Genomic DNA, 24,704 nt, shown 5'->3' with positions numbered 1-24,704 from the left:
TGGGCACCTGCTGGCGAGTCACGCGGCCAGACGGAGCCCCTTGACTGTTGGTTCCGTCCGTTGCGACTCAATGCTACGGACAGCCCCGGCAGTGTCAACCCGGGTTTGACCTGCAGTTTTAGGCATAACTGCAGGTCAGGAGCATACGGCGCGCCGGTAAGCTTTCCGGCCTATGACCGCAGGGAGCCGTTTGTGAACAACTCTTTTCCGTCCCGGACGGTCTGCAGGCACACAGGATCGCTGCCGGTGTCCAGCGCCGGCAACAAGGGTGTGCGCGCCCGGGGGTCCGTACTCCAGGACTGAACCCGGCCGTCCGCGACCTGCACCATGAGTTCCTCCACTTCCCAGACCGCGAAACTGGCCGGTGCGCCCGGAACCAGCTGGCCGGCCATCGGGTTGCGGTACTTGGCTGCCCGCCAGCCGGCCCTGGTGTGGCCAAGGAAAGCCGCCCTCGCTGAGATGCGCTGGTCCGGGTTGCTGTGCTCAAGGCAGGCGCGGACGCTTGCCCAAGGGTTGAGCGGAGTGACAGGACTGTCGCTGCCAAAGCTGATGGGAACTCCTGCAGCATAGAACGATGCAAAAGCATTCATCCCGCGCTCCCGGTGCCCCAGACGTTCCTGATAAAGGCGCCCGGCTCCGCCCCACGCCGCGTCGAATCCCGGCTGCACACTGACTGTCACGGAGTATTTGGCCAGCCGGCCGATTGCGTCGGCGTCGGCCATTTCCACATGTTCGAACCGGTGGCCGGCGGCCCTGACCCGCTGCTCCCCCACTTCCGCGGCCGCCCGGTCCAGTGCGTCCAGGGCCGCGTCGAGTCCTGCGTCTCCGATGACGTGGAAGCCCCCCTGGATACCCAGCATGGAACAGGCGGCCAAGTGGGCGGCTGCCTGGTCCACCGACAGGTAGAGGCTGCCGCGCTCTCCCGGGGCATCGCTGTAGTCGTTCCTGAGTGCGGCAGTGCGGGACCCAATGGAACCGTCAACGTTCAGGTCCCCGGCGAGTCCGCGCACGCCTGCTCCGAGGCCTGCCAGGATAGCGCGGGCATCTTCCTCGGACCCGGCCAGCTGGCCCCAGTACGGCAGGACCTCGGGCATCGGCTTCCCGAGTGCATCCGGGCCGTTCCAACCAGCGGCAATCCGCAGGTCTGCAGGGCTGCCGATATGCGGCGCGGCCATTTCCGCCACTGCCACATAGCCGTTTGCGGCGGCTTCGGCCAAGGCGCGCGACTGGTAGCTTCGCAGGGCCTCGTCCGGCAGCTGCCGCGCGGCAAGCCTGGCCGACGTGTGGGCCTGGCGTTTCACCTGGCTGCCGGCCGAGTAGCCGTCCAACCCGGCTAGGCCGGCTGCTTCGGCCAGGGATGATGACACCAGCGCGGAATGGGCGTCGACGCGGGAGAGATACACGCGCCTGCCCCCTGCCGCACGTTCCAGTTCCTCGCGGCTGGGCAGTGCCGGGTCGGACCAGTTGCTCTCGTCCCAGCCATGGCCCAGGACGGTGGCACCGGCAGCGGCTGACGACCCCGCAACGGAGGCAGCCACGGCATCCAGGAGTTCGGCGGCCGAGCGCACTGCGCCCAGCTGCAGCGAGTCCAGGGCAATGCCCGTTTCGGTCAGGTGAACATGTGAGTCAACAAAGCCGGGGGCCAGGAGTGCGCCATGAAGGTCGACGATGTCCATGGACGAATCGGCGATGGATGTTGCTGCCTGCTCTGAACCGACCCATGCCACGGTGTCACCGTCCACCAGCAGTGCCGTGGCAAAGGGGTCGGCAGCGGTGTAGACGGAACCATTGCGGTAAAGCGTCACTTTGCGTTCTCCGGCCGGCTGGTCCGCCCGTGCGTCAGTCATGTTGTGTGGTGCTCCTAAGCAGCCTTGAAGGTAGTGGAAATGTGCTGGCGGGGACCGTTGGGGTCACACCACCGTGGAGTAGGCGACCACCCCGCGGCGCACCAGGATGATGGCCTCCGAACAGAGCCGTGAGAGCCTCGGATCCAGGCCGGGGATCTTCGCCAGCTGGTCCAGGAGGTCGATGACCTGCTTGACCCACCGGACAAAGTCGCCGGCTGCCAGGTCCGTGCCGCTGAGGACCTCCTGGAGGTGCCTGCCCTTGGCCCACTTGAAGATGGGCCACACGAGCCCCAGCTCCGGCTCACCGGTCAACGGAAGCTTGTTCTCTTCCTCGGCATCTTCCAGCACAGACCATTCCCGAACGACGATGTCAACGGCGGTCTCCAGGGACACGCTGGGCATCCTGGGCCGCAGCCCGCGTTCTTCCCGCTTGGCCTGGAAAACCAGCACGCTCGCGAGTGCCGCCACTTCGGTGGCGTCAAGGTCGCTGAACGCACCTTGCCGGAGGGACTGGGAAATAAGGAGGTCCTTTTCGCCGTAGATACGGCGCAGCTTCTGGCCGTCGGCGTTGATGGTCACCCTTCCCGAATCGGACGTTTCGAGGTAGCCATAACTGGAGAGAAGGTCGCAGACCCGGTCGAACGTCTTGGCGATAGTGTTTGTCCGGCCCTGGATTTCGCGGGCCAGTCCGTCCGTTTCGCGGCGGAGTTTCAACCAGCGCTCCGACCAGCGTGCGTGATCCTCGCGTTCACTGCAGCCGTGGCACGGATGGGACCGGAGCGCCAGCCGCAGTTCGGTAATCCGCTTCTCCTGGTCCGGCAGGGCCGCCGCCCTGCCGAAATCAGTGTTGCGGGTGTTTCCGGGCGCCGGGGGACGGTTTTCCCGGATGGCGTTCCGGACCGAAGCCGCCAGGTCTTTGCGCGACTTGGGGACCTTCGCGTTGAACGACTTGGGGATGCGGACCCGGGTCACCGGGGTGATGGGTCCTTCAAGGTCCTGGATGCCTATCCTGCGCAACTGGTTGTCCAGCGTCAGCACCGCGGGACGCGGCTCGCGGGAGTTGTGGTCTGAGCCGAGCACCACAGCCAGACCGGGCGCCCTGCCTGTCGGCACGTCCACCACATCGCCCGGGAGGAGCCTGCTCAGGGAGTCCTCGGTAATGGACTTGCGGGCCTTCGAAGTGCTGCGGGAGGCGGCGTTTTCCGTGTCCGAAAGTTCCCGCCGAAGCCGGGAGTACTCGGTGAAATCACCGAGATGGCATGTCATGGATTTTTGGAAGCCGGCCAGGGACTCCTCCCTGCTCCGGACCTGCTTGGCCAGGCCCACCACGGAACGGTCCGCCTGGAACTGGGCGAAGGAGGACTCCAGGATTTCCCGGGCACGCGGCCTGCCGAACTGCGCCAGGAGGTTGATGCTCATGTTGTACGTGGGGCGGAAGCTCGAGTTCAGCGGGTAGGTGCGGCGGGACGCGAGGCCTGCCACTGCTGTGGGGTCCGTCCCGGGCTGCCAGAGCACCACGGCGTGGCCCTCGACATCGATGCCGCGGCGTCCGGCGCGGCCGGTGAGCTGAGTGTACTCGCCGGCGGTGATGCCAACGTGGGCTTCGCCGTTGAATTTGTCCAGCTTTTCGAGGACCACGGAACGTGCCGGCATGTTGACGCCCAGCGCCAGGGTTTCGGTGGCGAAGACCGCCTTGACCAGGCCTTCGACGAAGAGCTTCTCCACGACTTCCTTGAACGTCGGGAGCATCCCTGCATGGTGGGCTGCCAGACCCCGCAGGAGGCCGTCGCGCCAACTCCAGAATCCGAGTACGTCCAGATCGTCCGAGGGGATGTCCTGTGCCGCTTCGTCAACGCGGCTGGCAATGATCTGTTGTTCCCGCTCGGTAGTCAGCCACAAGCCGGCTGCGACGCACTGGGCCACTGCAGCATCGCAGCCGGCGCGGGAGAAGATGAAGGTAATGGAGGGCAGCAGGTCCTGCCGGTCCAGGCTGGCGATGACCTGGGGGCGGCTGGCCTTGCGGACGGCACCCTGCTGGGCTGCCTGGGAGCGGTTGTCGCCGCGCTGGCTCTGCTGGCGACGCTGGCTGCGTCCGCCATGGCCGAAGCGGGCCCGTGAATTCATCTGGCTCTCGGTGCGTGCCATGGCCAGCAGGTCGGGGTTCACTTCAAACCCCCGTTCGAGGGCTACGTTGGCCGTCATGGCCGTCATGGCCGTTGCGCCGGGGTTCGCTTCCCCTTCGGGGGCAATCTCATCGAATGTCGTTTCGCCCGCGAAGAGGTCCACGATCTCCCGTCCCACCATGACGTGCTGCCAGAGCGGCACCGGCCGGTGCTCGGTAACGATGACGTCGGTGTGTCCGCGGACGGTGTCAAGCCAGGCGCCGAATTCCTCGGCATTGGAAACTGTGGCGCTCAGCGAAGCCACCTGGACTTCGCTCGGCAGGTGGATGATGACTTCTTCCCAGACGGCGCCGCGGAACCGGTCAGCGAGGTAGTGGACCTCGTCCATGACCACGAAGCCGAGGTCGTCCAGGGTGTCTGAATCCGCGTAGAGCATGTTCCGCAGGACTTCGGTTGTCATCACAACCACCGGGGCGTCGCCATTGAGGCTGGTATCGCCTGTCAGGAGCCCTACGTTTTCCGGGCCGTACTTGTCCGCCAGCTCCGAGTACTTCTGGTTGCTCAGCGCTTTGATCGGGGTGGTGTAGAAAGCTTTGAGCCCGCGCTGGAGTGCCAGATAGATGGCGAACTCCCCCACGATGGTCTTGCCGGCACCGGTGGGGGCCGCGACCAGCACTCCCCTGCCCTGTTGCAGGGATTTGCAGGCCTGGCGCTGGAAATCGTCGAGTTCGAAATCCAGCGTCCGGACGAATGCGCCGAGGTAGGTGTTGGCTTCTGCGGTCCGTTCGGCACTGGCCCGATAGAGTTCGGATGGCGACTGTGGCCCGGTTGTGGAGGACATACTTCCAGCCTAGTGGGCGAGGGGCTACAGTTTCCCCAGTTCCGACCCGGGCGTCGCGATGTCTGCCGTCGCGTCAGTTTCGGCGGCGATCTTTGCAGCCTTACGATCCCGGCGCCGGTCGTTGAAGATACAGAGTCCGATGGCGGCGAAAAACAATGCAAGCAGCGGGCCTGCGAGCAGGAACATGGACAGTGCGTCCGCTCCCGGTGCCGCGACGGCGGCCAGCACGAACACCAGGAAGACCGTGATGCGCCAGGCCTTCAGGATGGTCTCGCCCCTGATAATGCCGGCCATGTTGACGCCCACCAGGACGACGGGGACGAGGAACGCGAGGCCAAGGAACAGGACCATGCGGGTGACGAAGTCGACATAGTCGCGGGCATCGATGAGGTTGGAGAACCCGGCAGGAGTGAACTGGGTCAGCGCGCGCACCACCTGCGGCGTCACCATCCAGCCAACCCAGACGCCGGCAAGGAAGAGCGGCACCGCTGCGGCCATGTAGCCGAGCGTGTAGTGCCGTTCCTTCTTGGTAAGGCCGGGGGTAATGAAGGCCCACAGCTGGTAGATCCAGATGGGGCTCGAGATGACCGCGCCGATCAGCAGCGAAAGCTGCAGTTTGAAGTCAAACGGCGATGCAATGCTGGAGAAGTTCACCGAAGAGGTGCCGCCAGTTGTCTCGGCGATCCGATCGACGGGTTCCTTCAGCGCGCTCAAAACCGGGTCGTAGAGGATCCAGCCCCCGATGCCGCCGATCACAAGTCCGATAGCCGACTTAATGAGCCGGTTCTTGAGCTCCTTAAGGTGGTCCATCAGGGCCATCCGGCCCTCGGGGTTGGATTTACGGCCCTTCGTCAGTGCCACTTCAGGTCAAACGCGGTTCGACGGCGGAACGTCGGTGCCGTCGGCGCTGCCAGTGCCGCTGCCGGTGTCACCGTTTTGCGGCCGGGACTGCGGGTGGTTGACGATTTTGCCTTCAACCGGGTCCGTGCCGTCTTTGGCCTCGGGTTTGCCGTCGTTCTTCATTTCCTTGACCTCGGATTTAATGATCCGCATTGACTGGCCGAGGCTGCGGGCCATGGCCGGAAGCTTGGGGGCAGCAAAAAGAAGCAGAGCCACGATGATAATAATGACGATGGGCCAAGGGCCATCAAAGAGTCGTCCCACTGGAAGTCCTTTCCTCGAAATACATCCTACGTCTAACCGAAATCGATGTCGCGCAGCGCCTGGGGCTGGCCACGGTCCGCTTTGCGCTGAACCCGCCGGCGGCGGCGTTCATCCCTGCGGGAGGATTTGGACGTGAGGTAATCATGTCTCATCTGCATCGGCGAGGCAAAAACCGCTGAACCGGCCAATGGGTGCCGTCCCGGGTCGTGCTCCCCGTCGGGCGTCTGGCCCAGCAACGGTGCAGGGTCGGTGAGGTTGGCGAGCGGTGCGCCGAACCGTTCACCGGCGGCACCCAGGTCCCTGGCCGTGGCCATGAACTGCCTGAACAGCCTTATTCCCAACAGCACGTAAAAAAGAAGGGAAACGGCTACGAGCGCTATCCAGATCAGGATCCAAGACCACCAAGGCATGCTGAGTAGTCTAGCCGCCGTAGCGGGCCAGGGCCGCGCCGATCCAGTCACCGGCAGCCTCAGCCAGGCTGGCGGGCGCAAGAATACGGACGGCTCCGCCATGCTGGGCAACGAACGTCGGCAGCCACCCGGTGCTGCCGAACCTGATTTCGGCAAGGAGACCGCCGTTGGGAAGCGGAGCCGTCCGCTCCGAGTAGTAGTCGTCGGCAAGCCCGATGGCCTGCGGAGCCAGTTCCACGGTGACCAGAGTGTCGTCGTCGTTCGGGGTGAAGAGTTTCACCGGGAAACCCTCGGCGGGCTGTGCAGCTTCGGTCACGGGCCGGCCGTTTGGTTCCAGGCTCTCGATGCGGTCCAGGCGGAAGTTCCGAAGCCCCTGTGCGCTGTGGCAGTAGGCCTCGAAATACCAGGTGTTGTCCAGTGAATAGAGCCGCAGCGGGTCGACGTCCCGTTCGGACATGGCGTCGCGTTGCGCGGAGAAGTAGGCGAGGTGCAACTGCAGGCCGTCCGCGATGGCCTGCCGGATCGTCGAAAGGTATGCGGAATTAGCCGGGCCCACCTGGGGTCCGGCGATGGACGCTGCCTTCAGGCCCTCCTCGCCCGCCGCCGCCATCAGTTTCACCGTGACGGACTCCAGGGCGCTCCCCTCTGCGAGCTCGGGCAGGCCGTTGAGGGTCTCCAGGCCCGTCAGGAGAGCGCAGGCCTCGTCCACCGTGAAGCGGACCGGACGGTTGAGGTCAAGGTCCTGGGTGATGAAGACGTGGTCGTCTTCCCACTGGATGTCCAGGAGGTCATCCGGGTACCCCTCGGGCAGGCCGGAGCAGATCAGGATCCGCAGGTCGTCTTCCAGTTCCTTCCGGGTCACGCCGAAACTGGAAGCAACCTCGGTGATATGCAGGCCCTGGTTGTGGACCAGGAACGGCACCAGCTGAAGCATCCGCTTGAGCTGGTCCTCGGACGTTCGCTTACGCGGGCGCTTCGCCGGGGCAGCTTCTGAAAAGACGATCGCGGGCGCCGGCGACGCTACGAAGTCCGCTGCAGCTTTCAGCCGCCTCCGGACTGCCGATACCAGTTCGGCCGGCGCGCGGACTACCACGTTGGGCCCGTAGGAGGCGAGTTCCTCACCCAGCACCTCAGCATCCCTGAAGGGGACGCTGAGCCGGTCCCACCCGGCGTCGGACGCCTCCAGCGGCGCCTCCAGCGGGATGTCTGCGGGGGCTTCGGTGGCGCGCTTGCGCAGGCCGAGCACCCTGCCTTCCGCCACGTCCACCACCGAGGACTGCACCGGCAGCTCGGGGAGGGAATCCAGTTCCAGCCGGACGTTGAAGCCTTGCGGACGCGAGTAGTGGTCTTTCTCCTGGACGGCTACGGCGGACGTAAAGCGGGACAGGCGGAAGAAGCGCTTCGCTTTACGTGCCCGGTCGAAGCCCACCAGGTACCACTGCCCGAAGCGGCTGCCCAGACCCCAGGGCTCAACGGTCCGGGCTTCTTCACGGCCCGTGCTGCCGGCCAGGTAGGCGAAGCTGACGGGATGCTGGGCGTGCATCGCCCTGATGAGGTCCTCAAAGGCCTGGCCGGCGGGCTTGATCCGGGGCTGAACGCCGGCCGGCAGTTCGGCCTCCGTGAGGCCGCCGGCCGCCTGCAGCTTGCGCATGGCGTCCTGCGCTGCCGATCCGAGTGCGGCCTGCTCCCAGAGCTGCGCCGCCAGTATGAGCACCGTGCATTCGGCGGAGGTGAGGCTGACGTCGGGGAGCCGGTTGGACTCCTTGCCGATGCGGTAGCGCGTTGTGGCAGGATCGTCCGAGCCCCAGCCCTGGTCCATCACTGTTTCGACGTCGAAGCCGAACTGGCGGAGGTCGCTCTTGTCCCGCTCGAACATGCGGCCGAAGGCAACCTCGCTGCTGCTCGTGTCGTGGTACACCTTGTTGCGCAGTTCACTGCGCCGCAGGCCGTAGCGGGTGTTGAGGAGCGCGATGAGCAGGTTCAGGAGGCGTTCTGTACGTGAGGCGGACACCTTGGCTACGTTACTAAAGCTGTTGCGCCTTAACCCCGAAAGCGCGGCAACAAACGGAAATTTCCTTCCGATTGTTACCGCGCTTCCTCAGGCGTGTCCGGCTGGCGCCGGACCGTCGTCCGTTTAGCGGACTCCGACGAGGTCCACTACGAAGATCAGTGCTTCGTTGGGTCCGATCGCTCCGCCGGCGCCGCGGGAACCGTAGGCGAGCTCAGAGGGGATCTCCAGGCGGCGGCGGCCGCCGACCTTCATGCCCAGCAGGCCCTGGTCCCAGCCCTGGATGACCTGGCCAACGCCAACGCGGAAGTCCAGCGGTGCACCGCGGCCCCAAGACGCGTCGAATTCTTCGCCAGTGGACCAGGCGACTCCGACATAGTGGGTGGAGACGGTGTCGCCCGGCTTGGCTTCGGCTCCGTCGCCCTCGATGAGATCGGTGATCACCAGTTCGGTGGGGACATCCCCCTCGGGGAAGTCAATTTCCGGCTTCTGGCGGTCGAAATTGCGTTGTCCAAATGACATGCTTGCTCCTTCTTAGTTTGGGTTGGCTTGGAGGTTGAGTGGCTTATTTGACGCCGAGGATATCGACGACGAACACGAGGTCGCCCTTTGCTTCGCCCTGTCCGGCATCGCCGTAAGCAAGGTCCTTCGGAATCACGAGGAGGACCCGGGAGCCTACGTTCTTGCCGGCCAGGCCCTGCGTCCAGCCCTTGATGACGCCGGTCAGCGGGAAGCTGGCCTTTTCGCCGCGGTCGAAGCTGGAATCGAACTTCGTGCCGCCGTTCAGGGTGACACCGACGTAGTTGACGGTCAGGGTATCGGTTTCCTTGACCGCCGGGCCGGTCCCCTTGATGAGATCCTGGGACACCAGCTCAGTGGGTGCCTTCACACCGTCAACAGAGATCTCCGGGATTCCTTTGTCGTTTTCCTTGACGGTAGGGAGTCCGGCAGGCGGCGTGACCGTCTCACCCTCCGGCTTGTCCAGCACCTTAGGGGCGTCCTTGGCGGAGAGCACCTTCACAACAAGCAGCTGCGTGGGGCCGGCCTCGGCGCCTTCCGCGGCGGCCTGGCCCGGCACGGCGAGGGCAAGCTGCGAGCCTATTTTGGCGCCCACAAACGCGTTGTAGATCACGGCGTTCCCGGTCTTGAGGGCGTCGTTCAGCTCAAGCGGCTCGGGGTCCTTGGCGAAGGTGTCCTCAAGGGTGCTGCCGTCCTTGCCGCTGACGGCGAGGATCGAGATGTCGGCGATCTGGTTCGCCTTCAGGCGCTCCCCGTCACCCTCGGTGACCACCTTGACGGTGGCTTCCTTCACGTCCAGAGGCTTGTCGAATTCGACACCGGGTGCCTTCTTGTCCCCGTTGTCCGTAAGCTTCAGGGAGTCGAGCTTGGCGGTCTCGCCAGCAGACTGGCTGGTGGGCTCCGGGGCTGCAGGCGATCCGCCGCAGGCGGTGATCAGCAGCAGTCCGGGAATGAGAATTGCTAGTAGTCGGCGCACGTAAGAACTTTCGTCGGGGCAAGATGGATGCGATGCCGCGAGTGGTGCGCGCGGCAACGCAGTCGGGGCCGGATAAACGGCCCCATCCAGAATAGCCCCTGAAGCTGGGTATCAGCCCATAGAGTCCAGCAGGGCGTCCACGCGTTCGTCCACGTTGCGGAACGGATCCTTGCACAGGATGGTCTGGTGGGCCCGGTCGTTCAGCTTCAGATGCACCCAGTCAACCGTGTAGTCGCGACCCAGTTCCTGGGCACGGCGGACAAAGTCGCCGCGGAGCTTGGCGCGGGTGGTCTGCGGCGGCGCATCGACGGCGTCCTTGACGGCTGTGTCATCCACCACCCGGCGGACGGCTCCCCTGGACTGCAGCAGGTAGTAGAGGCCGCGCGTGCGCGAAATGTCGTGGTAGGTGAGGTCCAGCTGGGCGATCCTCGGAGCGTCCAGCCCGAGTCCGTGCCGGTTACGGTAGCTGTCCATCAGCTTCTTCTTGATGGCCCAGTCGATCTCGGTGTCGATCGTACTGGTGTCCCCGCTCTCAATGGCAGTGAGCGTCCGTTCCCAAAGGTCCAGGATGAGGGGCACGTGCTGGTTGTGTGCGCCGTTTTCAGCGACGAAGGACGTGACTTTGTTCAGGTACTCGCGCTGGATCTCCAGCGCCGTCAACTGCCGTCCGTTGGCAAGGCGGATGAGCGCCCTGCCACTGAGATCGTGGGAGATCTCACGGATGCTGCGGATCGGATTCTCCATCCGCATGTCCCGCATGATCACGCCGGCCTCGATCATCCGAAGGATCAGGTCCACGGTGCCGACTTTCATCAGGGCCGTGGTTTCGGACATGTTGGAGTCACCCACGATCACGTGCAGGCGGCGGTAGAATTCCGCGTCCGCGTGGGGCTCGTCCCGGGTGTTGATGATGGGCCGCGACCGGGTGGTGGCCGAAGAAACGCCTTCCCAGATGTGGTCCGCGCGCTGGGAAAAAGCGAAGGTCGCGCCGTGCGGGGTCTTCAGGATCTTTCCGGCCCCGGCGATGAGCTGGCGCGTCACCAGGAAGGGAATCAGGATCTCCGCCAGCCTCGAGAATTCCCCGCGGCGGGGTATGAGGTAGTTCTCATGGCTGCCGTAGGAATTGCCTGCAGAGTCGGTGTTGTTCTTGAAGAGGTAGACCGTGCCGTTGAAACCTTCGGCGGCAAGTCGTTCCTGTGCCTCGTCCACGAGGTCGTCCAGGATCAACTCGCCTGCGCGGTCATGGGCGATCAACTGCGCCAGGTCATCACATTCGGCGGTTGCATACTCGGGGTGGGACCCCACATCGAGGTACAGCCGGGAACCGTTGGTCAAGAAGACATTGGATGAACGTCCCCAGCTGACCACCTTGCGGAAGAGGTAGCGTGCCACCTCCTCAGGTGCGAGCGGACGCGAGTCGGGGCTCGAGTATGAGATCCCGAACTCGGTTTCAATGCCGAAAATGCGCTTGTCCATTTCAGTTCTCCTCAGACAACAGGGCGGCGATTTCGTCGTCGCCGAGGCGCCGGAAAGCCCGCCGGGATCCCCGGGTGCTCTCAGAGGCGCGGTCCAGTACCGCCACTTCCAAGGCTGACGCCGGCAATTCGCCGGCCTCCTTGTCCGTGACGAGCCCCTTCATAGCGAGCCTGATGGCACCGGCGAAGTTCAGTTCCCGTTGCCACCCGCCCTCGACGGTCTCGGCGACTTTGTCGGCCTGGCCGCCCATCACGATAAAGCGCTTTTCGTCAGCGATTGACCCGTCGAACGTCAGCCGGTACAGGTGGTCGTCCGCCGCACTGCCCCCGACTTCCGCCACAGCGAGCTCAACTTCGAACGGCTTCTGTTCGGCCGTAAACACGGCGCCGAGGCTTTGCGCATAGACGCTGGCCAGTCCCCTGGCGGTGACGTCTTCCCGGTCATAGGAGTAGCCGCGGACATCCGCGTACCGGACACCCGCCTGGCGCAGGCTCTCGAACTCGTTGTACTTGCCGACGGCGGCGAAAGCGATTTTGTCGTAGATTTCGCCGATTTTGTGCAGCGACGGCGACGGATTCTCCGCGACGAGGGCAATCCCCTCTTCACAGCTGATCACCACGACGGAGCGGCCCCGGGCAATTCCCTTCCGTGCGAAATCCGCACGGTCCTTCATCAGTTGTTCGGGCGAAACATAAAACTGTTGAGTCATATCAGGCCTCCCGCCGTGCGGCAGTTCTGGCCTCGATGATGGCGCCCGCTACGGCAGCCAGATCATGGTCGGGGATGCGCCTGGCGCCTGTCCGGCCCACAGTGTAGACAACCGGCCACAATTGCCGGACGGGGTCCGGCCCGCCAGTTGCCGAGTCGTCATCCGCGGCGTCGTAGAGGGCTTCCACGGCGACAGCGACCGCTTCGTCCTCGGTAAGTCCCGGCCGCCAGAGTTTCTTCAGGGCTCCCCGGGCAAACATGGAACCGGAACCCACGGCATGGTGTTCCTGCTCCTCATATCGTCCGCCGGTGACGTCGTAGGAAAACAGGCGGCCGATGCCCGCCGGCAGGTCGAAGCCGGCGAAGAGCGGCACCACGGCCAGGCCCTGCATGGCCATCGGCAGGTTTCCGCGGATCATTGCGCCGAGCCGGTTGGCCTTGCCCTCGAGGCTCAGCAGCGTTCCTTCGATCTTTTCGTAGTGTTCCAGTTCCACCTGGAACAACCGCGTCAGGTCGATGGCGATGCCTGCGGTGCCCGCAATTCCCAGCACCGAGTACCGGTCGGCCGGGAAGACCTTTTCAATGTGCCTGCTCGCGATGACGTTCCCCATTGTGGCGCGCCGGTCGCCGGCCATGAGGACACCGCCGCCGTACGTCAGCGAGACGATGGTGGTGGCGTGCGGCACCTGCAGCGGCTGTGAACCGGCGGAAGCTGCAGGCAGTGGCTGGTTGAAGGGAAGTAAGCCGGGCCTGTTGCGTTGGAGGTGTTCAGTGAATGATGACGTCGCGTTGGCAGCTACCTGGTTGGCTGTGGTGTCCTGCACTGATGCACTCCTTCAACGTGGTGGGTCAACGTCTCTTCGGCCGTCCGGGCTGCCGTCCCTTCGGTTCAGGCGGTGGCAGCCTGGGCCCTATTGGCCGCCTTTTTGGACGAAGGCCCGGACGAATTCTTCGGCGTTGGATTCGAGTACGCCGTCGATTTCGTCAAGAAGATCGTCCACACCCTGGGTGGCTGCCGATGCCTGGGCGTCCCCGGATGCGGGCGGCGTGGCGGGGGCGTCGTCTTCGAATTCGTCATCGCGTGACTGCGGCTGCTGCTGCTCCTGGCCTGCCATTTCCTTCTCCTTCTTTCCGTCCCCGATGAGAGGGGACATCCTGTAAGCCCATATTGCCACGCCTTAAGCCGTGGTGGGGTGCTTTATGCCGGTGGCGGAGGCGGAGTTTGTCCCAGCAATTCGGCCAGGAACGATCCGGCGTCCCTGTGCCTCTCGAACAGGCCTCCGGTGAGGGCTTCCGTGCCCCTCAACGGCTCGCGGGTAGGCACTCGCTGGAGGCGTCCGTGGCCGGGGACATCGAAGATTACCGAGTCCCAGCTGGCGCCGACAACGTCTTTGCTGAAGTTGCTGACGCAGCGCCCCCGGAAATAGGCGCGCGTGTCCGACGGCGGTTCCGTGACCGCACGGGCGATCGTTTCGTCGTCGACGATCCTGTCCATGCGGCCCCGGGCGAGCATCCGGTGGTACAGCCCCTTTTCCGGCCGGACGTCGGCCCACTGCAGGTCCACAAGCCCCAGCCGGGCGTCGTTCCACTCCAGTCCGTCCCGCTGCCGGTATCCGTCCAGCAGGGAAAGCTTGGCCAGCCACTCCACGGACGAGGCAGCGGCGGTTCGGTTGCTGTCGAGATCGGTCAGTGTTGCCGCCCAGCGTTCCAGGAGGGCGTGGGTATGGCCGTCTCCGTCCACTGCATCGCCCACTCCGGTGTCCTGGGCGAGCTTGGCGGCGGCTTCGTAATAGATCCACTGCAGGTCCAGGGCCGTGACCCGTCGTCCATCCAGGAGCCGGAGGGTGGCCGTCAGCGAGGTGTCGTGGCTGACGGTCTGGAGGGCAGCTACCGGCTCGTGGACCTCGATGCGTGGTGCCAGCCCGGCCTCTATCAGGCTGAGCACCATTGCCGTGGTGCCGAACTTCAGGTAATTGGCCACCTGGCTGAGGTTCGCATCACCGATGATCACATGCAACCGGCGGTACTTGTCCGCCGTGGCGTGCGGCTCGTCCCGCGTGTTGATGATGGGCCGGCGGATGGTGGTCTCCAGGCCCACCTCCGCCTCGAAGAAGTCGGCCCGCTGGCTGATCTGGTACCCCGGCCGGGAGCTGTCCTGGCCAAGGCCCACGCGGCCGGCGCCGCACATGACCTGGCGCGTGATAAAGAACGGCGTCAGCCCGCGGACGATGTCGCCAAAAGGGACCACTCGCGGCATGAGGTAGTTCTCGTGCGAGCCGTAGGACACCGATTTGTTGTCGGTGTTGTTCTTGTAGAGGTTCACCGGCGGCAGCTGCGGATCGGTCGCCATTCTGCGCACCGCGGAGAGTGCAACGACGTCCCCGGCGGCGTCCCAGGTGACCGCATCCGTGGGACTCGTGACCTCAGGGCTGGAATACTCAGGATGCGCGTGGTCGACGTACAAGCGCGCGCCGTTGCCCAGCACCATGTTCATCAGGAGCGAGCCGGTTTCGTCCTCGCCGTCCTGCTCCAGTTCTTGCCGTCCGTAGGCCAGCGCCACCGCTTCGGCGTCAAGGACCGGTGGCTGGTCCGTCAGCTGGCTGGGATCCGCCTGGTTCCGCTCCAGCGTCCAGCCGCGGGCATCGTGCAGCGGCTCCTCATCGGTGTAGTCCCACCGGGTTTCGGCGCCGCCGGCGGCGCGCTGCCGGGTCAGCTGGGCGTAAGCCTGGATCACGCGGGCGGACATCATCGTGGCATTGGCGCCCGGGGCCGATGGGGCATGGATGCCGTATTCCGTCTCCGATCCCATCACCCGCATGGCGCCGCCTACCGGCAGCGGCCCCCCTGGTAGCCCGTCGCGGCGAGGCGTCACAGGTACTGGCCCGTGTTGGGCATTGTCTCGATGGATTTACCGGGCTCCTGTCCTGCCTTGCCCTGGACGATGGTGCGGATGTAGGTGATGCGCTCACCCTTCTTGCCTGAGATGCGTGCCCAGTCATCCGGATTGGTGGTGTTGGGCATGTCCTCATGTTCACGGAATTCGTCGACGACGGCGCGCAGCAGGTGGTCGATGCGGAGGCCCTTTTGCTGCGTGGTCAGAAGGTCCTTGATGGCGTACTTCTTGGCACGGTCCACCACGTTCTGCACAACGGCGCCGGAGTTGAAGTCCTTGAAGTAGAGCATCTCGGTATCCCCGTTGGCGTAGGTCACCTCGAGGTACTCGTTGGACTTCTCGGTGGAGTACATCGCTTCAACGGTGCGCTGGACCATGGCATCGACGGTTTCCTGTACGTCGCCGCCGTGTTCGGCGAGATCGGACTCGTGGAACGGGAGGTCCGTGGTGATGTACTTGTAGAAGATGTCGGCGGCGGCCTCCGCATCCGGACGCTGGATCTTGACCTTGACGTCCAGCCGGCCGGGGCGAAGGATGGCCGGGTCGATCATGTCCTCTCGGTTGGACGCGCCGATGACAATCACGTTGTCCAGGCGTTCAACACCGTCGATCTCGCTCAGGAGCTGGGGCACGATGGTGGTTTCGACGTCGGAAGAAATGCCGGTGCCGCGGGTGCGGAACAGCGAATCCATCTCGTCAAAGAACACGACGACGGGGCTGCCGTCCGATGCCTTCTCCCGTGCTCGAGAGAAGATCAGGCGGATGTGCCGCTCCGTTTCGCCCACGTATTTGTCCAGCAGTTCCGGGCCCTTGATGTTGAGGAAGTAGCTCTTCAGGTCCACGTTGCCGGTCCGCTCGGCTGCCCGTGCGGCCAGCGAATTGGCCACCGCCTTGGCGATGAGCGTCTTGCCGCATCCGGGCGGACCGTAGAGGAGGATTCCCTTGGGAGCCTTCAGTCCGTGTTCGCGGTAGAGGTCCGGGTGCAGGAACGGCAGTTCAACGGCATCCCGGATCTGCTCAATCTGCGGGCCCAGGCCGCCGATGTCCTCGTACGTAATGTCCGGGACCTCTTCGAGCACCAGGTTCTCCACCTCGGAGCGCGGAACCTTCTCAAGGGCATACCCTGTCCGGGAATCGATGGAAAGGGCGTCGCCGACGCGGAGCTTTTCCGACATCAATGCCCCCGACAGGCGGATGACGCGCTCCTCGTCAGCGCGACCCACCACCAGGGCACGGTCCGTGCCCAGCATTTCCTTGAGCGTGACCAGTTCTCCGGCGCGTTCGTAGCCGAGTCCGGCTACCACCAGCAGGGCTTCGTTGAGGAGGACTTCCTGCCCCACGGCCAGCTGGTTCATGTTCACCAGAGGGCTCACGCCGACGCGCATTTTGCGGCCGGCGTTGAAGATATCCACCGACTCTTCCGTGGCGGCCTGCCCGCTGTTGCCGGCAGTGGGCTGCCGTTTGGGGTTCAGCTGCAGAATGGTGCCAAAGCTGTAGGGCGGCTGGCCCTCCTGGTCCAGGGCGTTCTTAAGACGCAGGATTTCCGCCTTCGCGGTTTCCAGCATGCCCACCAGTTTTGAATTGTTCTGCGTCGCGGCAGCAAGCTGGCGGTCTATGTGCCGCAGTTTGTCCCGGAGGATGTTCACCTGCCGGTCTGCAACTGAGAGTTCGTTTGCCACATAGCGGGCATTCTCAGGTTCCACAGCCCCTGCGGCTTCGTCCGGTGTCCATGAGGAGTCGTTGTTCGGAGTTTCCATCATGCATCAGCCCCTTCCTGCGCTTCTATTAAGACCATAGCCCCAAGAAGCCGGGTACTGCTGGAGACATCCGAAATACGGACTAGTTCGTGACCTCCGGATCGTCCTTCACATTGGTTCCGGCAATTGCATCGCGGGCAGCGCGGCGGAGTTTCTTGTCCGAGACGAGCCGCTCCCCCACTGCGCCCGGAGTCCAGGCATTGACGTCCTCTTCGTTGAAGTCGGTCTTGGACGGCCGCCGCTTCACCGAGATGCCGGTGACGCCGTCAGCGAGCCTGCGCGTGACCAGCAGGAAGCCGGTGTGGGCGACCATGCGGTGGTCCGGCCGCACAGCCAGGCCTTCCAGGTGCCAGCCGCGGACCATGGATTCCCAGGCATCGGGCTCGGTGAAGCGGCCGTCGGCACGGATGGCCTCCGCCGTCCTGGACAGCTGTGTCACGGTTGCCACGTAGTTGATCCAGACACCGCCGGGGGCAAGGACCGTGGCAACCGCGTCGAGGCATTCCCACGGTGCCAGCATGTCCAGCACCACGCGGTCCACTGAACCGGGAGCTTCGCTGCGGACCACTTCCTCCTGGAAGTCGCCGAGGGAAATCTTCCAGGCGGGGTGCGGGCCGCCGAAGATCGTTTCCACGTTGCCGCGGGCGATGTCCGCGAATTCCTCGCGGCGTTCGAAGGAATGCAGGTAGCCGTTGTCTCCGACGGCGCGCAGCAGCGAAATCGACAACGCGCCTGAACCTACGCCGGCCTCCACCACGCGGGCGCCGGGGAAGATGTCCGCCATGGTGACGATCTGGCCGGCGTCCTTGGGGTACACCACAGCAGCTCCGCGGGGCATGGACAGCACGAAGTCCGAGAGCAGCGGGCGCAGGGTCTGGTACTGCTGGCCCACGTTGTTGGTGACCACTGAACCGTCCACCTTGCCGATGATTTCATCGTGGTTGAGGAAGCCCCGGTGGGTGTGGAATGCTCCCCCGGCCTCCAGGGTGATGGTGTTCATCCGGCCGCGCTCGTCAGTCAGCTGCACACGTTCGCCCTCGCGGAACGGTCCGCGACGCCGGGCAGCGCCCACCGGCGTTGCCCCGGTGGTGCCGGCGGCGTCTGCGGTGTCGACCGGCGTGATGTTGTTGGCGGCAGTTTCGCTGCTCATGGGATATTCCTCGCTTTTGTAAACCTGTGTGGCCGTGCATCAGGATGGCCTGGCACCAGTCGCCGGGCCCGGGGCGCCGGTATTTCACGACCGGCAGGTAACTCTACCGGTTCTGCGCCTTGGCGCGCCCGCCGCGGCGCATTTCCTTGCCTGTAATGGCAGTCACTACGGCGGATTGGCGGAGCAGGCCGGTCACCCTGCCGTGGTGATCGACCACTGCGTACTCCTGTCCTTCGAGCTGGGCGAGGAACTGCACCAGTTCCTGGCCCTGGGACCACTCGGGCACGTAGGCGCCTGCTCCGAGGGCGTGCGAGACCGCGGTTGCCGGCGTCACTGCTGCCGACCCCGCAGGAACGGAGGCGACGGCGACATCGGAGACGATTCCCGCGGGCCGTCCGTCCGGTCCGCACAGGACAATGACCGGAGTTCCCTGGGGGGACAGCCGAAGGATGTCGGCCACCGTGGAGGATTCCGGGATTCCGATGGCCGGTTCGGCGAGGGCGGCGGCGTTGACGAGATGCAGCCGGCTGCGGAGCCGTCCGTGCTGGATGGAAGCCGAGGCCCCCATCCAGAGGAAGCTGCCCACGAGTACCGTGATGAGCATCAGCGACACGTCGGGGCGGTCACCGCGCGCCAGCGGAAGCAGGACGAACCAGACAGCGAGGCCAATGACGATGATCCGGCCTGCCCAGCCTGCGGCCACGGTGCCCTTTTCCTGGCTTCCCGTGGCTTTCCAGACGGCGGACTCTACCAAGCGGCCGCCGTCGAGGGGAAGGCCGGGGAGGACGTTGAAGATGCCGATGAGCATGTTCGCCCAGACAAAGATGTTGGACAGGATGCCCGCCACACCGGAGGGGTCCGCGGCGAGGATGAACAGCCAGCCGGCGCCGGCCAGGGCCAAGTTCGCAGCAGGCCCGGCCATGGCCACCAGCACCGAGCGTCCGGGCGTGGCGGTAAAGCCCTCGAACTGGGTGTGGCCGCCCCAGAGGTTGAGTACGATCTTCTCCGTGGGCCAGTGGAAGATCTTGGCCGTCAGGGCGTGCGCGAGCTCATGGACCAGGACTGAGATGAGCAGGAGAAGCGCATAGGCGAACGCCACGTAGTAGGCTGCGATGCCCATATCCGGGTATTGCCCTTCGAGCACGGGTCCGTAAACAATCACCGTGAACGCGGCGATGATGAACCACGAATAAGCCAGGACCACCCGGATCCCTGCGATGCGGCCCAGTGATATGCCTTCCCTGCGGCCGTTGGGTGCCTTCGGGTCCCCGCCGCGCGTAGGTTCAGTCAAGGCCGTGGCTCCGGACTGCTGCATCCTCCAGGCCGATGTCCCCCGCCGCGAAGTCGCCCCGGCGGGCCACCAGCTGCTGCAGGTCGCTCACGGTGCGTCCTTCCAAGGAATGCCAGGTGGCCCGGGCGGGGTCGGCGGGCAGCGGAACGATGTGCGGGATCGCCACGGTGACTACTCCCGAGGCCATGGCAGCAGCAACTCCCGGTGCTGAGTCTTCCAGCGCCACGCAGTCGTGGATGGTGAGCGCGGGGTCTTCCTGCTGCAGAAGTTCAACGGCTTTCAGGTAAGCCTCGGGGTGGGGCTTGCCGTGGGTGACGGTGTCCCCGGTGACCAGGAATTCGAAGTAGGGCTTCGGCAGCGCCGCGACCACCTCGCGCGCCAGGGGCCCTTCGGACATCGTCACCAGGGCGCACCGGACACCTTCCTCGTGGAGCTGGTCCAGCAATTCACGGGCTCCCGGCCGCCACGGAACGGACTTGCGGACTTTGCTGACGACCTGGGCTGTCAGTGAGTCGATGATCTCCCGGGCCTCAAGCTTGACTCCGGCCTTCTGGAGAACGCCGGCGGAGAAAACCAGGGACTGTCCCACCAGCTGCATGGCCTGGGCATGGGACCACTGCCCGCCATGGGCTGCGACGAGCGCATGCTCGGCTTCGATCCAGTACGGCTCGGTGTCGACGATGGTGCCATCCATGTCCCATAAAGCGGCTTTGAGAAGAGGCTGGGAGGCTGAGGATCGCATGGCTCCAAGTCTACGGTGCTGACATCCGGAGCAAGCCGGCAGTACGCCCTTGGCGAATATCCTGCGGGACGCTGCGGTGTGGCGCGGTACGGATGCGGCCCGCCGAAGATTTGTGGCGCTTCATTCCATGCACCCGGCGGGGTCTTGGACGTAGGGTGAAGAAATGAATAGCTTCGACGGAGACACCAGCGAACCGGGTGCCACGCCCGAGCCGGAACGGCTGCTGCAGCCCGTGCCAGAAGGCCAGCGCATCACTGTAATGCTCGCCGCCTTCGAGGGGTGGAACGATGCCGGTGAAGCAGCGAGCGACGCCCTGCGCTACCTGAACAAATTGTGGGGCGGCAAGAAGGTGGCCTCGATTGACGCTGACGAATATTACGACTTCCAGTTCACTAGGCCCACCATCCGCCGTACCTCATCCGGGGAACGCAAAATCAAATGGCCGTCCACGCGGATCTACAAGGCCAGTGCCCCGGACGCGAATGTCGATGTGATCTTTGTCCAGGGCACGGAGCCGTCCTACAAGTGGCGGGCCTACACGGCTGAGCTGCTGGTCCATGCCGAGGCGCTGCACGTGGACTACGTCATTCTGGTGGGCGCCCTGCTCGCCGACGTGCCCCACAGCCGTCCGATTCCGGTGAGCACGTCCACGGACGACAGCGCGCTGCGGGAACGGATGAACCTGGAGGCATCGCAGTACGAGGGACCGGTGGGTATTGTCGGCGTGCTCTCGGAAGTGGCGCTGCTTGCGGGGCTGCCGACCGTGTCCCTCTGGGCGGCGGTACCGCACTACGTCGCCCAGGCCCCCTCGCCCAAGGCGCAGCTCGCCCTCCTTCACCGGATTGAGGAATTGCTCCAAGTGCCGCTCGATACGCACGAACTTGCGGAAGAGGCGGATGCCTGGGAGCGCGGGGTGGATGAGCTCGCCACGGAAGACCCGGAGATTGCTGCTTACGTGCGGCAACTGGAAGAGGCCAAGGACACCGCGGACCTTCCCGAAGCAAGCGGGGAGTCGATTGCCCGCGAATTCGAGCGGTACCTCAAGCGCCGCGGCAAGGACAAACAGTAGGGCCTGGCGAGGTCTAGAGTTCGACGCCGAGCAGTGCGTTAACGGCGTCACTGACCAGCGCCTGGTCCATCGGCGAGCCGGCAACCGACCGCTTCCGCGCGTCGGCGGCCCAGCGGTCCACGGCCGAGAGTGCGCCGGGGGCATTGAGGTCGTCCGCGAGCTGGGCCCGCATTTCGGCGATAAGGGCCGCGGCTGATCCTTGCGGGGCCATTGTCAGGGCGTTGCGCCACTCCTCCAGCCTGGCCTTTGCTTCGGCGAAGCCGGCGTCCGTCCACGACCAGTCAGTGCGGTAGTGGTGGGCGAGGATTGCGAGGCGGATGGCCGCGGGTTCCTCGCCGGCAGCCCGGAGTTTGGATACGAGCACCAGGTTTCCCTTGGACTTGCTCATCTTTTCGCCGTCGAGTCCCACCATTCCGGCGTGGGCGAAGTGCTGTGCCAAGGGAACCCCGGCCAGCGAATAGGCGTGACCAGCGCCCATCTCGTGGTGCGGGAAGATCAGGTCTGATCCGCCACCCTGCACGGTGAACGGTGCGGGAAGGTATTTCTGCGCGATGACCGTGCACTCAATGTGCCAGCCGGGCCGGCCCTCCCCCAGTTCGCCGCCGGGCCAGCTGGGTTCCCCGGCACGGGCCACCCGCCAAAGCAGCGGGTCAAGGGCCTGCCGCTTGCCTCCGCGGCCGGGGTCGCCGCCACGTTCCGCGAAGAGTTCAAGCATCTCGGTTTCGGAGAGCCCGGACACCGATCCCAGTGTCCAGGCCCCGGCGTCTGCTGACTGCTTGCTGGCGGCCTCGACGTCGTAATAGACGTCGCCGTCCGGCTCACCGGCAGTGCCGGCGACGCGGTAGGCCAGGCCCAGGTGCAGGAGGCGCTCGATCGCGGGAACGATTTCCGGGATGGCTTCGACCGCCCCGACGTAGTGGTCGGGCGCCAAAACGTTCAGGGCCGCCATGTCGGTCTGGAAGAGGTCGATCTGGCTCGCGGCAAGGTCGCGCCAGTCCACGCCCGTGGCCGTTGCCCGCTCGAGCAGTGGGTCGTCGACGTCGGTCACGTTCTGGACATAGGCGACGCGCTGGCCGCCGTCCCGCCACGCACGGTTCAGCAGGTCGAAGGCGACATAGCTGGACGCGTGCCCCATGTGGGTGGCGTCATACGGGGTGATTCCGCAGACATAAAGTGATTGCTCACCGGTCGCCGCCAGGGTGCTGTAGGCCCCCTCGGCGGTGTCGAAAATCCGAACAGCGGGCATTCGGCCCGGTAGCTGAGGGACAGGGCGGGAGATCCAGGATTTCACAGACCAAGCCTAGTGCTAGGCGCTGATGACATTGAAACCGAGCAGTAAGTACAGCGCCAGCCCCAGGAAGATGCGGTACCAGACGAAGAGCCGGTAGCTGCGGGTGGAGACGAACTTCAGGAACCAGCCGATGATGACGTAGCCAACAACGAGGGCTATCACGGTGGCCAAGGCTGTTTCCGGCAGGCCGAAGGGGCCCGTGATCCCTTCCTTGGATACGACCTTGTACAGCTGGTAGAGGCCGCTGCCGAACACTGCCGGAATGGCGAGGAGGAACGAATACCGGGCCGCGGCTTCGCGGGTGTATCCCATCAGCAGGCCAGCCGTAATGGTTCCGCCGGAGCGCGACACGCCGGGGATAAGCGCCATCGCCTGCGCGAACCCGTAGAGGATGCCGTGCTTGTACGTCAGGTTCGTCAGGTCGCGCTCCTGGCGGCCTACAGCATCCGCCACGGCGAGGATGAGGCCGAAGACGATGAGCATGGTGGCCACGATCCAGAGGCTGCGGAGGACGGACTCAATCTGGTCCTGGAAGATCAGGCCTAGGACGATGATGGGAAGGCTGCCCAGGATGACCAGCCAGCCCATGCGGGCATCCGGGTCGTCGGACGGCACGCGCCGCGTCAGGGAGCCGAACCAGGCCTTGACGATCCGGACGATGTCGCGCCAGAAGTAGATGATCACCGCAGTCTCGGTTCCGAGCTGCGTGATGGCCGTAAACGCTGCTCCCGGGTCCGCCGCATTGGGAAGGAACGAACCGACGATGCGCAGGTGGGCGCTTGAGGAAATCGGGAGGAATTCGGTCAGCCCTTGGACAAGACCCAGCAGGGCCGCTTCAAACCAGTTCACGTTTATAGACCCTACGTCATGGACCCGGGTGAATCCCCGTAAGCTAACTGCTATGCAGCAGCGTTATGTCGGCAACAGTGGGTTGCGCGTGTCCTCACTCTCCCTTGGAACCATGTCGTGGGCACGGGAGACGGATGAGCAGGACGCCTCCGAACTGCTGCGTTCGTTCGTTGACGCCGGCGGAACCCTGATCGACACTGCCGCGTCCTACGCCGACGGCCAGGCGGAGGCCCTCCTGGGGTCCATGCTTGGCGACGTCGTGTCCCGGTCGGAGGTGGTGATTTCCACCAAGGCGGGAATTTCGACGTCGGACGGCCGGCGGAGCGTCGATACCTCCCGTAACGGGATGTTGTCCGGGCTTGATGCCAGCCTCGCCCGGCTCGGCACCGACTATGTCGACATCTGGTTTGCGCAGGCGTGGGATGCCAACGTCCCCCTCGAGGAGACGCTGTCGGCCCTGGAATTTGCCGTGCGCTCAGGCCGCGCCCGGTATGCCGGTGTGTCGAACTTCACAGGGTGGCAGACGGCCAAGGCCGCGGCGGTGGCCGGCTTCCCGCTGGTGGCAAGCCAGTCGGAGTACTCGTTGCTCCAACGCAAGCCTGAATCCGAGCTCATTCCGGCCATCGAGGACGCCGGCCTGGGCTTGTTTGCCTGGGCACCCCTGGGCCGCGGAGTGCTGAGCGGCAAGTACCGCGGGCACATTCCTGCGGATTCGCGGGCGTCGCAGAAGAGGCTGGCCAGCTACGTGGAGCCGTATCTGGGGCAGCCTGCGTCCAGGATTGTGGAGGCCGTGGCGATGGCCGCGCGGGGACTCGGCCGGTCACCGGTCGATGTTGCCCTGAGCTGGCTGCTGTCGCAGCACGGCGTGGCCACCGCAATCGTGGGGGCCAGGTCCCCCGTGCAGCTCAAGGAGATCCTGGACGCGCAACTGACTCACGTTCCTGCGGAAATCGCCCGGGCGCTGGAAGACGTTTCCGCGCCGGAGTAGGCAGTCCGACTAGTGAGCATTGGGGCGGGCCGGCGCCCGTAGTCAGTCCTGGACGATTTCGAGGTCCTCGTCGTCCTCGGCATCCTGCTCGTCGTCGTCATCCACATCGTCGATAACCTCCAGCGGAGTCACTTCGCCGTAGGCCTCGTAGAGTGAATCGTCATAGACTTCGAAGGCATCAGCAACGGCAAAGAACGCCGCTTCGACCGTTGGGTCTCCTTCACCCCGCCGGGCGGAGGCTGCGATCAGGTGTTCTTCAAGGGCTGTGGTCAGGGACTGAAGCGCGACACGCGGATCGATGCTCATGACTTCACGTTAGTCGGAAATGGACGAAAATGGAGAGCAATGAAAGAACATTTTCTGAGCAGTTCAGTCCAGCGGGAGCGGGACTACGCGAGGCAGTACGAGTACCTCGTACTGACGGTCAGCCCTGACGATTCGCTGCCGGAAGCCCGGCGGCGCCTGGTTGAACACTCCGAGTACGGCAAATGGGAACTGGAGCGCAGCGTCCTCTATCTGGGCGGCGGACGGCGCTTCTGGCTCCGCCGGAAAGTCATTCAGGTCCAGCGGACGGTGTAGCGCCCGGCCCCCCGATTAGTAGT

General features: G+C 64.9%; 23 protein-coding genes. 3 read left to right on the top strand and 20 right to left on the bottom strand.

Features of this window, described 5'->3' with window-relative positions; genetic code table 11:
* Positions 1-170: 170 nt before the first annotated feature.
* The 17 genes from AC07YR_RS01395 to AC07YR_RS01315 all read right to left on the bottom strand — a co-directional run bounded on the left by AC07YR_RS01395 (position 171) and on the right by AC07YR_RS01315 (position 19,857).
* On the bottom strand, positions 171-1,847 hold the full coding sequence (locus tag AC07YR_RS01395; RefSeq protein ID WP_494732841.1) for an amidohydrolase: 1,677 nt from the start codon (positions 1,845-1,847) through the stop codon (positions 171-173).
* Positions 1,848-1,910: 63 nt separating this feature from the next.
* Positions 1,911-4,811 (bottom strand): DEAD/DEAH box helicase, encoded by a 2,901-nt coding sequence (locus tag AC07YR_RS01390; protein WP_494732840.1) that lies wholly within the window; start codon positions 4,809-4,811, stop codon positions 1,911-1,913.
* Positions 4,812-4,835: 24 nt separating this feature from the next.
* Complete coding sequence (gene tatC, locus AC07YR_RS01385; RefSeq protein ID WP_055806611.1) at positions 4,836-5,630, bottom strand: twin-arginine translocase subunit TatC; 795 nt, start codon at positions 5,628-5,630, stop codon at positions 4,836-4,838.
* Between the two features lie 48 nt (positions 5,631-5,678).
* On the bottom strand, positions 5,679-5,975 hold the full coding sequence (tatA, locus tag AC07YR_RS01380) for a Sec-independent protein translocase subunit TatA (protein WP_055805697.1): 297 nt from the start codon (positions 5,973-5,975) through the stop codon (positions 5,679-5,681).
* Between the two features lie 32 nt (positions 5,976-6,007).
* Positions 6,008-6,385: a hypothetical protein gene (locus AC07YR_RS01375; RefSeq protein WP_436057699.1), complete on the bottom strand. Its 378-nt coding sequence runs from the start codon at positions 6,383-6,385 to the stop codon at positions 6,008-6,010.
* Between the two features lie 10 nt (positions 6,386-6,395).
* Positions 6,396-8,396, bottom strand: coding sequence for a helix-turn-helix transcriptional regulator (locus tag AC07YR_RS01370; protein ID WP_494732839.1), 2,001 nt, complete (start codon positions 8,394-8,396; stop codon positions 6,396-6,398).
* Between the two features lie 123 nt (positions 8,397-8,519).
* Positions 8,520-8,915 (bottom strand): FKBP-type peptidyl-prolyl cis-trans isomerase, encoded by a 396-nt coding sequence (locus AC07YR_RS01365; RefSeq protein WP_028269209.1) that lies wholly within the window; start codon positions 8,913-8,915, stop codon positions 8,520-8,522.
* 43 nt (positions 8,916-8,958) lie between these two features.
* A complete protein-coding gene (locus AC07YR_RS01360; RefSeq protein ID WP_494732838.1) occupies positions 8,959-9,888 on the bottom strand; it encodes an FKBP-type peptidyl-prolyl cis-trans isomerase in 930 nt (309 codons plus the stop codon).
* A gap of 111 nt (positions 9,889-9,999) precedes the next feature.
* Complete coding sequence (pafA, locus tag AC07YR_RS01355) at positions 10,000-11,364, bottom strand: Pup--protein ligase (RefSeq protein WP_028269211.1); 1,365 nt, start codon at positions 11,362-11,364, stop codon at positions 10,000-10,002.
* 1 nt (position 11,365) lies between these two features.
* Entirely contained in the window at positions 11,366-12,073 is a 708-nt protein-coding gene (gene prcA / locus AC07YR_RS01350; protein WP_055805706.1) for a proteasome subunit alpha, read from the bottom strand.
* Between the two features lies 1 nt (position 12,074).
* Positions 12,075-12,896 (bottom strand): proteasome subunit beta, encoded by an 822-nt coding sequence (gene prcB, locus AC07YR_RS01345; protein ID WP_494732837.1) that lies wholly within the window; start codon positions 12,894-12,896, stop codon positions 12,075-12,077.
* 87 nt (positions 12,897-12,983) lie between these two features.
* A complete protein-coding gene (locus AC07YR_RS01340) occupies positions 12,984-13,187 on the bottom strand; it encodes a ubiquitin-like protein Pup (RefSeq protein WP_028269214.1) in 204 nt (67 codons plus the stop codon).
* 83 nt (positions 13,188-13,270) lie between these two features.
* Entirely contained in the window at positions 13,271-14,890 is a 1,620-nt protein-coding gene (gene dop, locus AC07YR_RS01335) for a depupylase/deamidase Dop (protein ID WP_494732836.1), read from the bottom strand.
* A gap of 50 nt (positions 14,891-14,940) precedes the next feature.
* On the bottom strand, positions 14,941-16,722 hold the full coding sequence (arc, locus tag AC07YR_RS01330; RefSeq protein WP_494733022.1) for a proteasome ATPase: 1,782 nt from the start codon (positions 16,720-16,722) through the stop codon (positions 14,941-14,943).
* A gap of 82 nt (positions 16,723-16,804) precedes the next feature.
* The gene (locus AC07YR_RS01325; protein WP_055805714.1) at positions 16,805-17,872 is read right to left on the bottom strand and encodes a tRNA (adenine-N1)-methyltransferase; all 1,068 of its coding nucleotides are present in this window, start codon (positions 17,870-17,872) and stop codon (positions 16,805-16,807) included.
* Between the two features lie 103 nt (positions 17,873-17,975).
* Positions 17,976-19,187 carry a site-2 protease family protein gene (locus AC07YR_RS01320; RefSeq protein WP_436057696.1) on the bottom strand — a complete coding sequence of 404 codons (1,212 nt, stop codon included), beginning with the start codon at positions 19,185-19,187 and terminating at the stop codon, positions 17,976-17,978.
* Complete coding sequence (locus AC07YR_RS01315; protein ID WP_494732835.1) at positions 19,156-19,857, bottom strand: HAD family hydrolase; 702 nt, start codon at positions 19,855-19,857, stop codon at positions 19,156-19,158. The genes AC07YR_RS01320 and AC07YR_RS01315 overlap by 32 nt, the downstream gene beginning before the upstream one ends.
* A gap of 211 nt (positions 19,858-20,068) precedes the next feature.
* On the opposite strand from AC07YR_RS01315, the gene AC07YR_RS01310 reads away from it, so the two are divergent.
* Entirely contained in the window at positions 20,069-20,974 is a 906-nt protein-coding gene (locus AC07YR_RS01310) for a PAC2 family protein (protein WP_028269220.1), read from the top strand.
* A gap of 13 nt (positions 20,975-20,987) precedes the next feature.
* Here AC07YR_RS01310 and mshC read toward each other — a convergent pair whose 3' ends face one another.
* Entirely contained in the window at positions 20,988-22,265 is a 1,278-nt protein-coding gene (mshC, locus tag AC07YR_RS01305) for a cysteine--1-D-myo-inosityl 2-amino-2-deoxy-alpha-D-glucopyranoside ligase (protein ID WP_494732834.1), read from the bottom strand.
* 15 nt (positions 22,266-22,280) lie between these two features.
* Complete coding sequence (locus AC07YR_RS01300) at positions 22,281-23,114, bottom strand: undecaprenyl-diphosphate phosphatase (protein WP_055805723.1); 834 nt, start codon at positions 23,112-23,114, stop codon at positions 22,281-22,283.
* A gap of 52 nt (positions 23,115-23,166) precedes the next feature.
* Between AC07YR_RS01300 and AC07YR_RS01295 the strand changes: the two genes are divergently transcribed.
* The gene (locus tag AC07YR_RS01295) at positions 23,167-24,102 is read left to right on the top strand and encodes an aldo/keto reductase (RefSeq protein WP_436057693.1); all 936 of its coding nucleotides are present in this window, start codon (positions 23,167-23,169) and stop codon (positions 24,100-24,102) included.
* 42 nt (positions 24,103-24,144) lie between these two features.
* On the opposite strand, the gene AC07YR_RS01290 is transcribed toward AC07YR_RS01295, so the two are convergent.
* Positions 24,145-24,408: a hypothetical protein gene (locus AC07YR_RS01290; protein ID WP_055805727.1), complete on the bottom strand. Its 264-nt coding sequence runs from the start codon at positions 24,406-24,408 to the stop codon at positions 24,145-24,147.
* Between the two features lie 39 nt (positions 24,409-24,447).
* Here AC07YR_RS01290 and AC07YR_RS01285 point away from each other — a divergent pair, with 39 nt between their 5' ends.
* Complete coding sequence (locus AC07YR_RS01285; RefSeq protein WP_055805730.1) at positions 24,448-24,681, top strand: DUF5703 family protein; 234 nt, start codon at positions 24,448-24,450, stop codon at positions 24,679-24,681.
* Positions 24,682-24,704: the final 23 nt, after the last annotated feature.

The sequence above is a fragment of the Arthrobacter sp. GW460-12-1-14-TSB2 genome (assembly GCF_059423525.1).
This window is presented reverse-complemented; position numbering and strand designations above follow the sequence as displayed.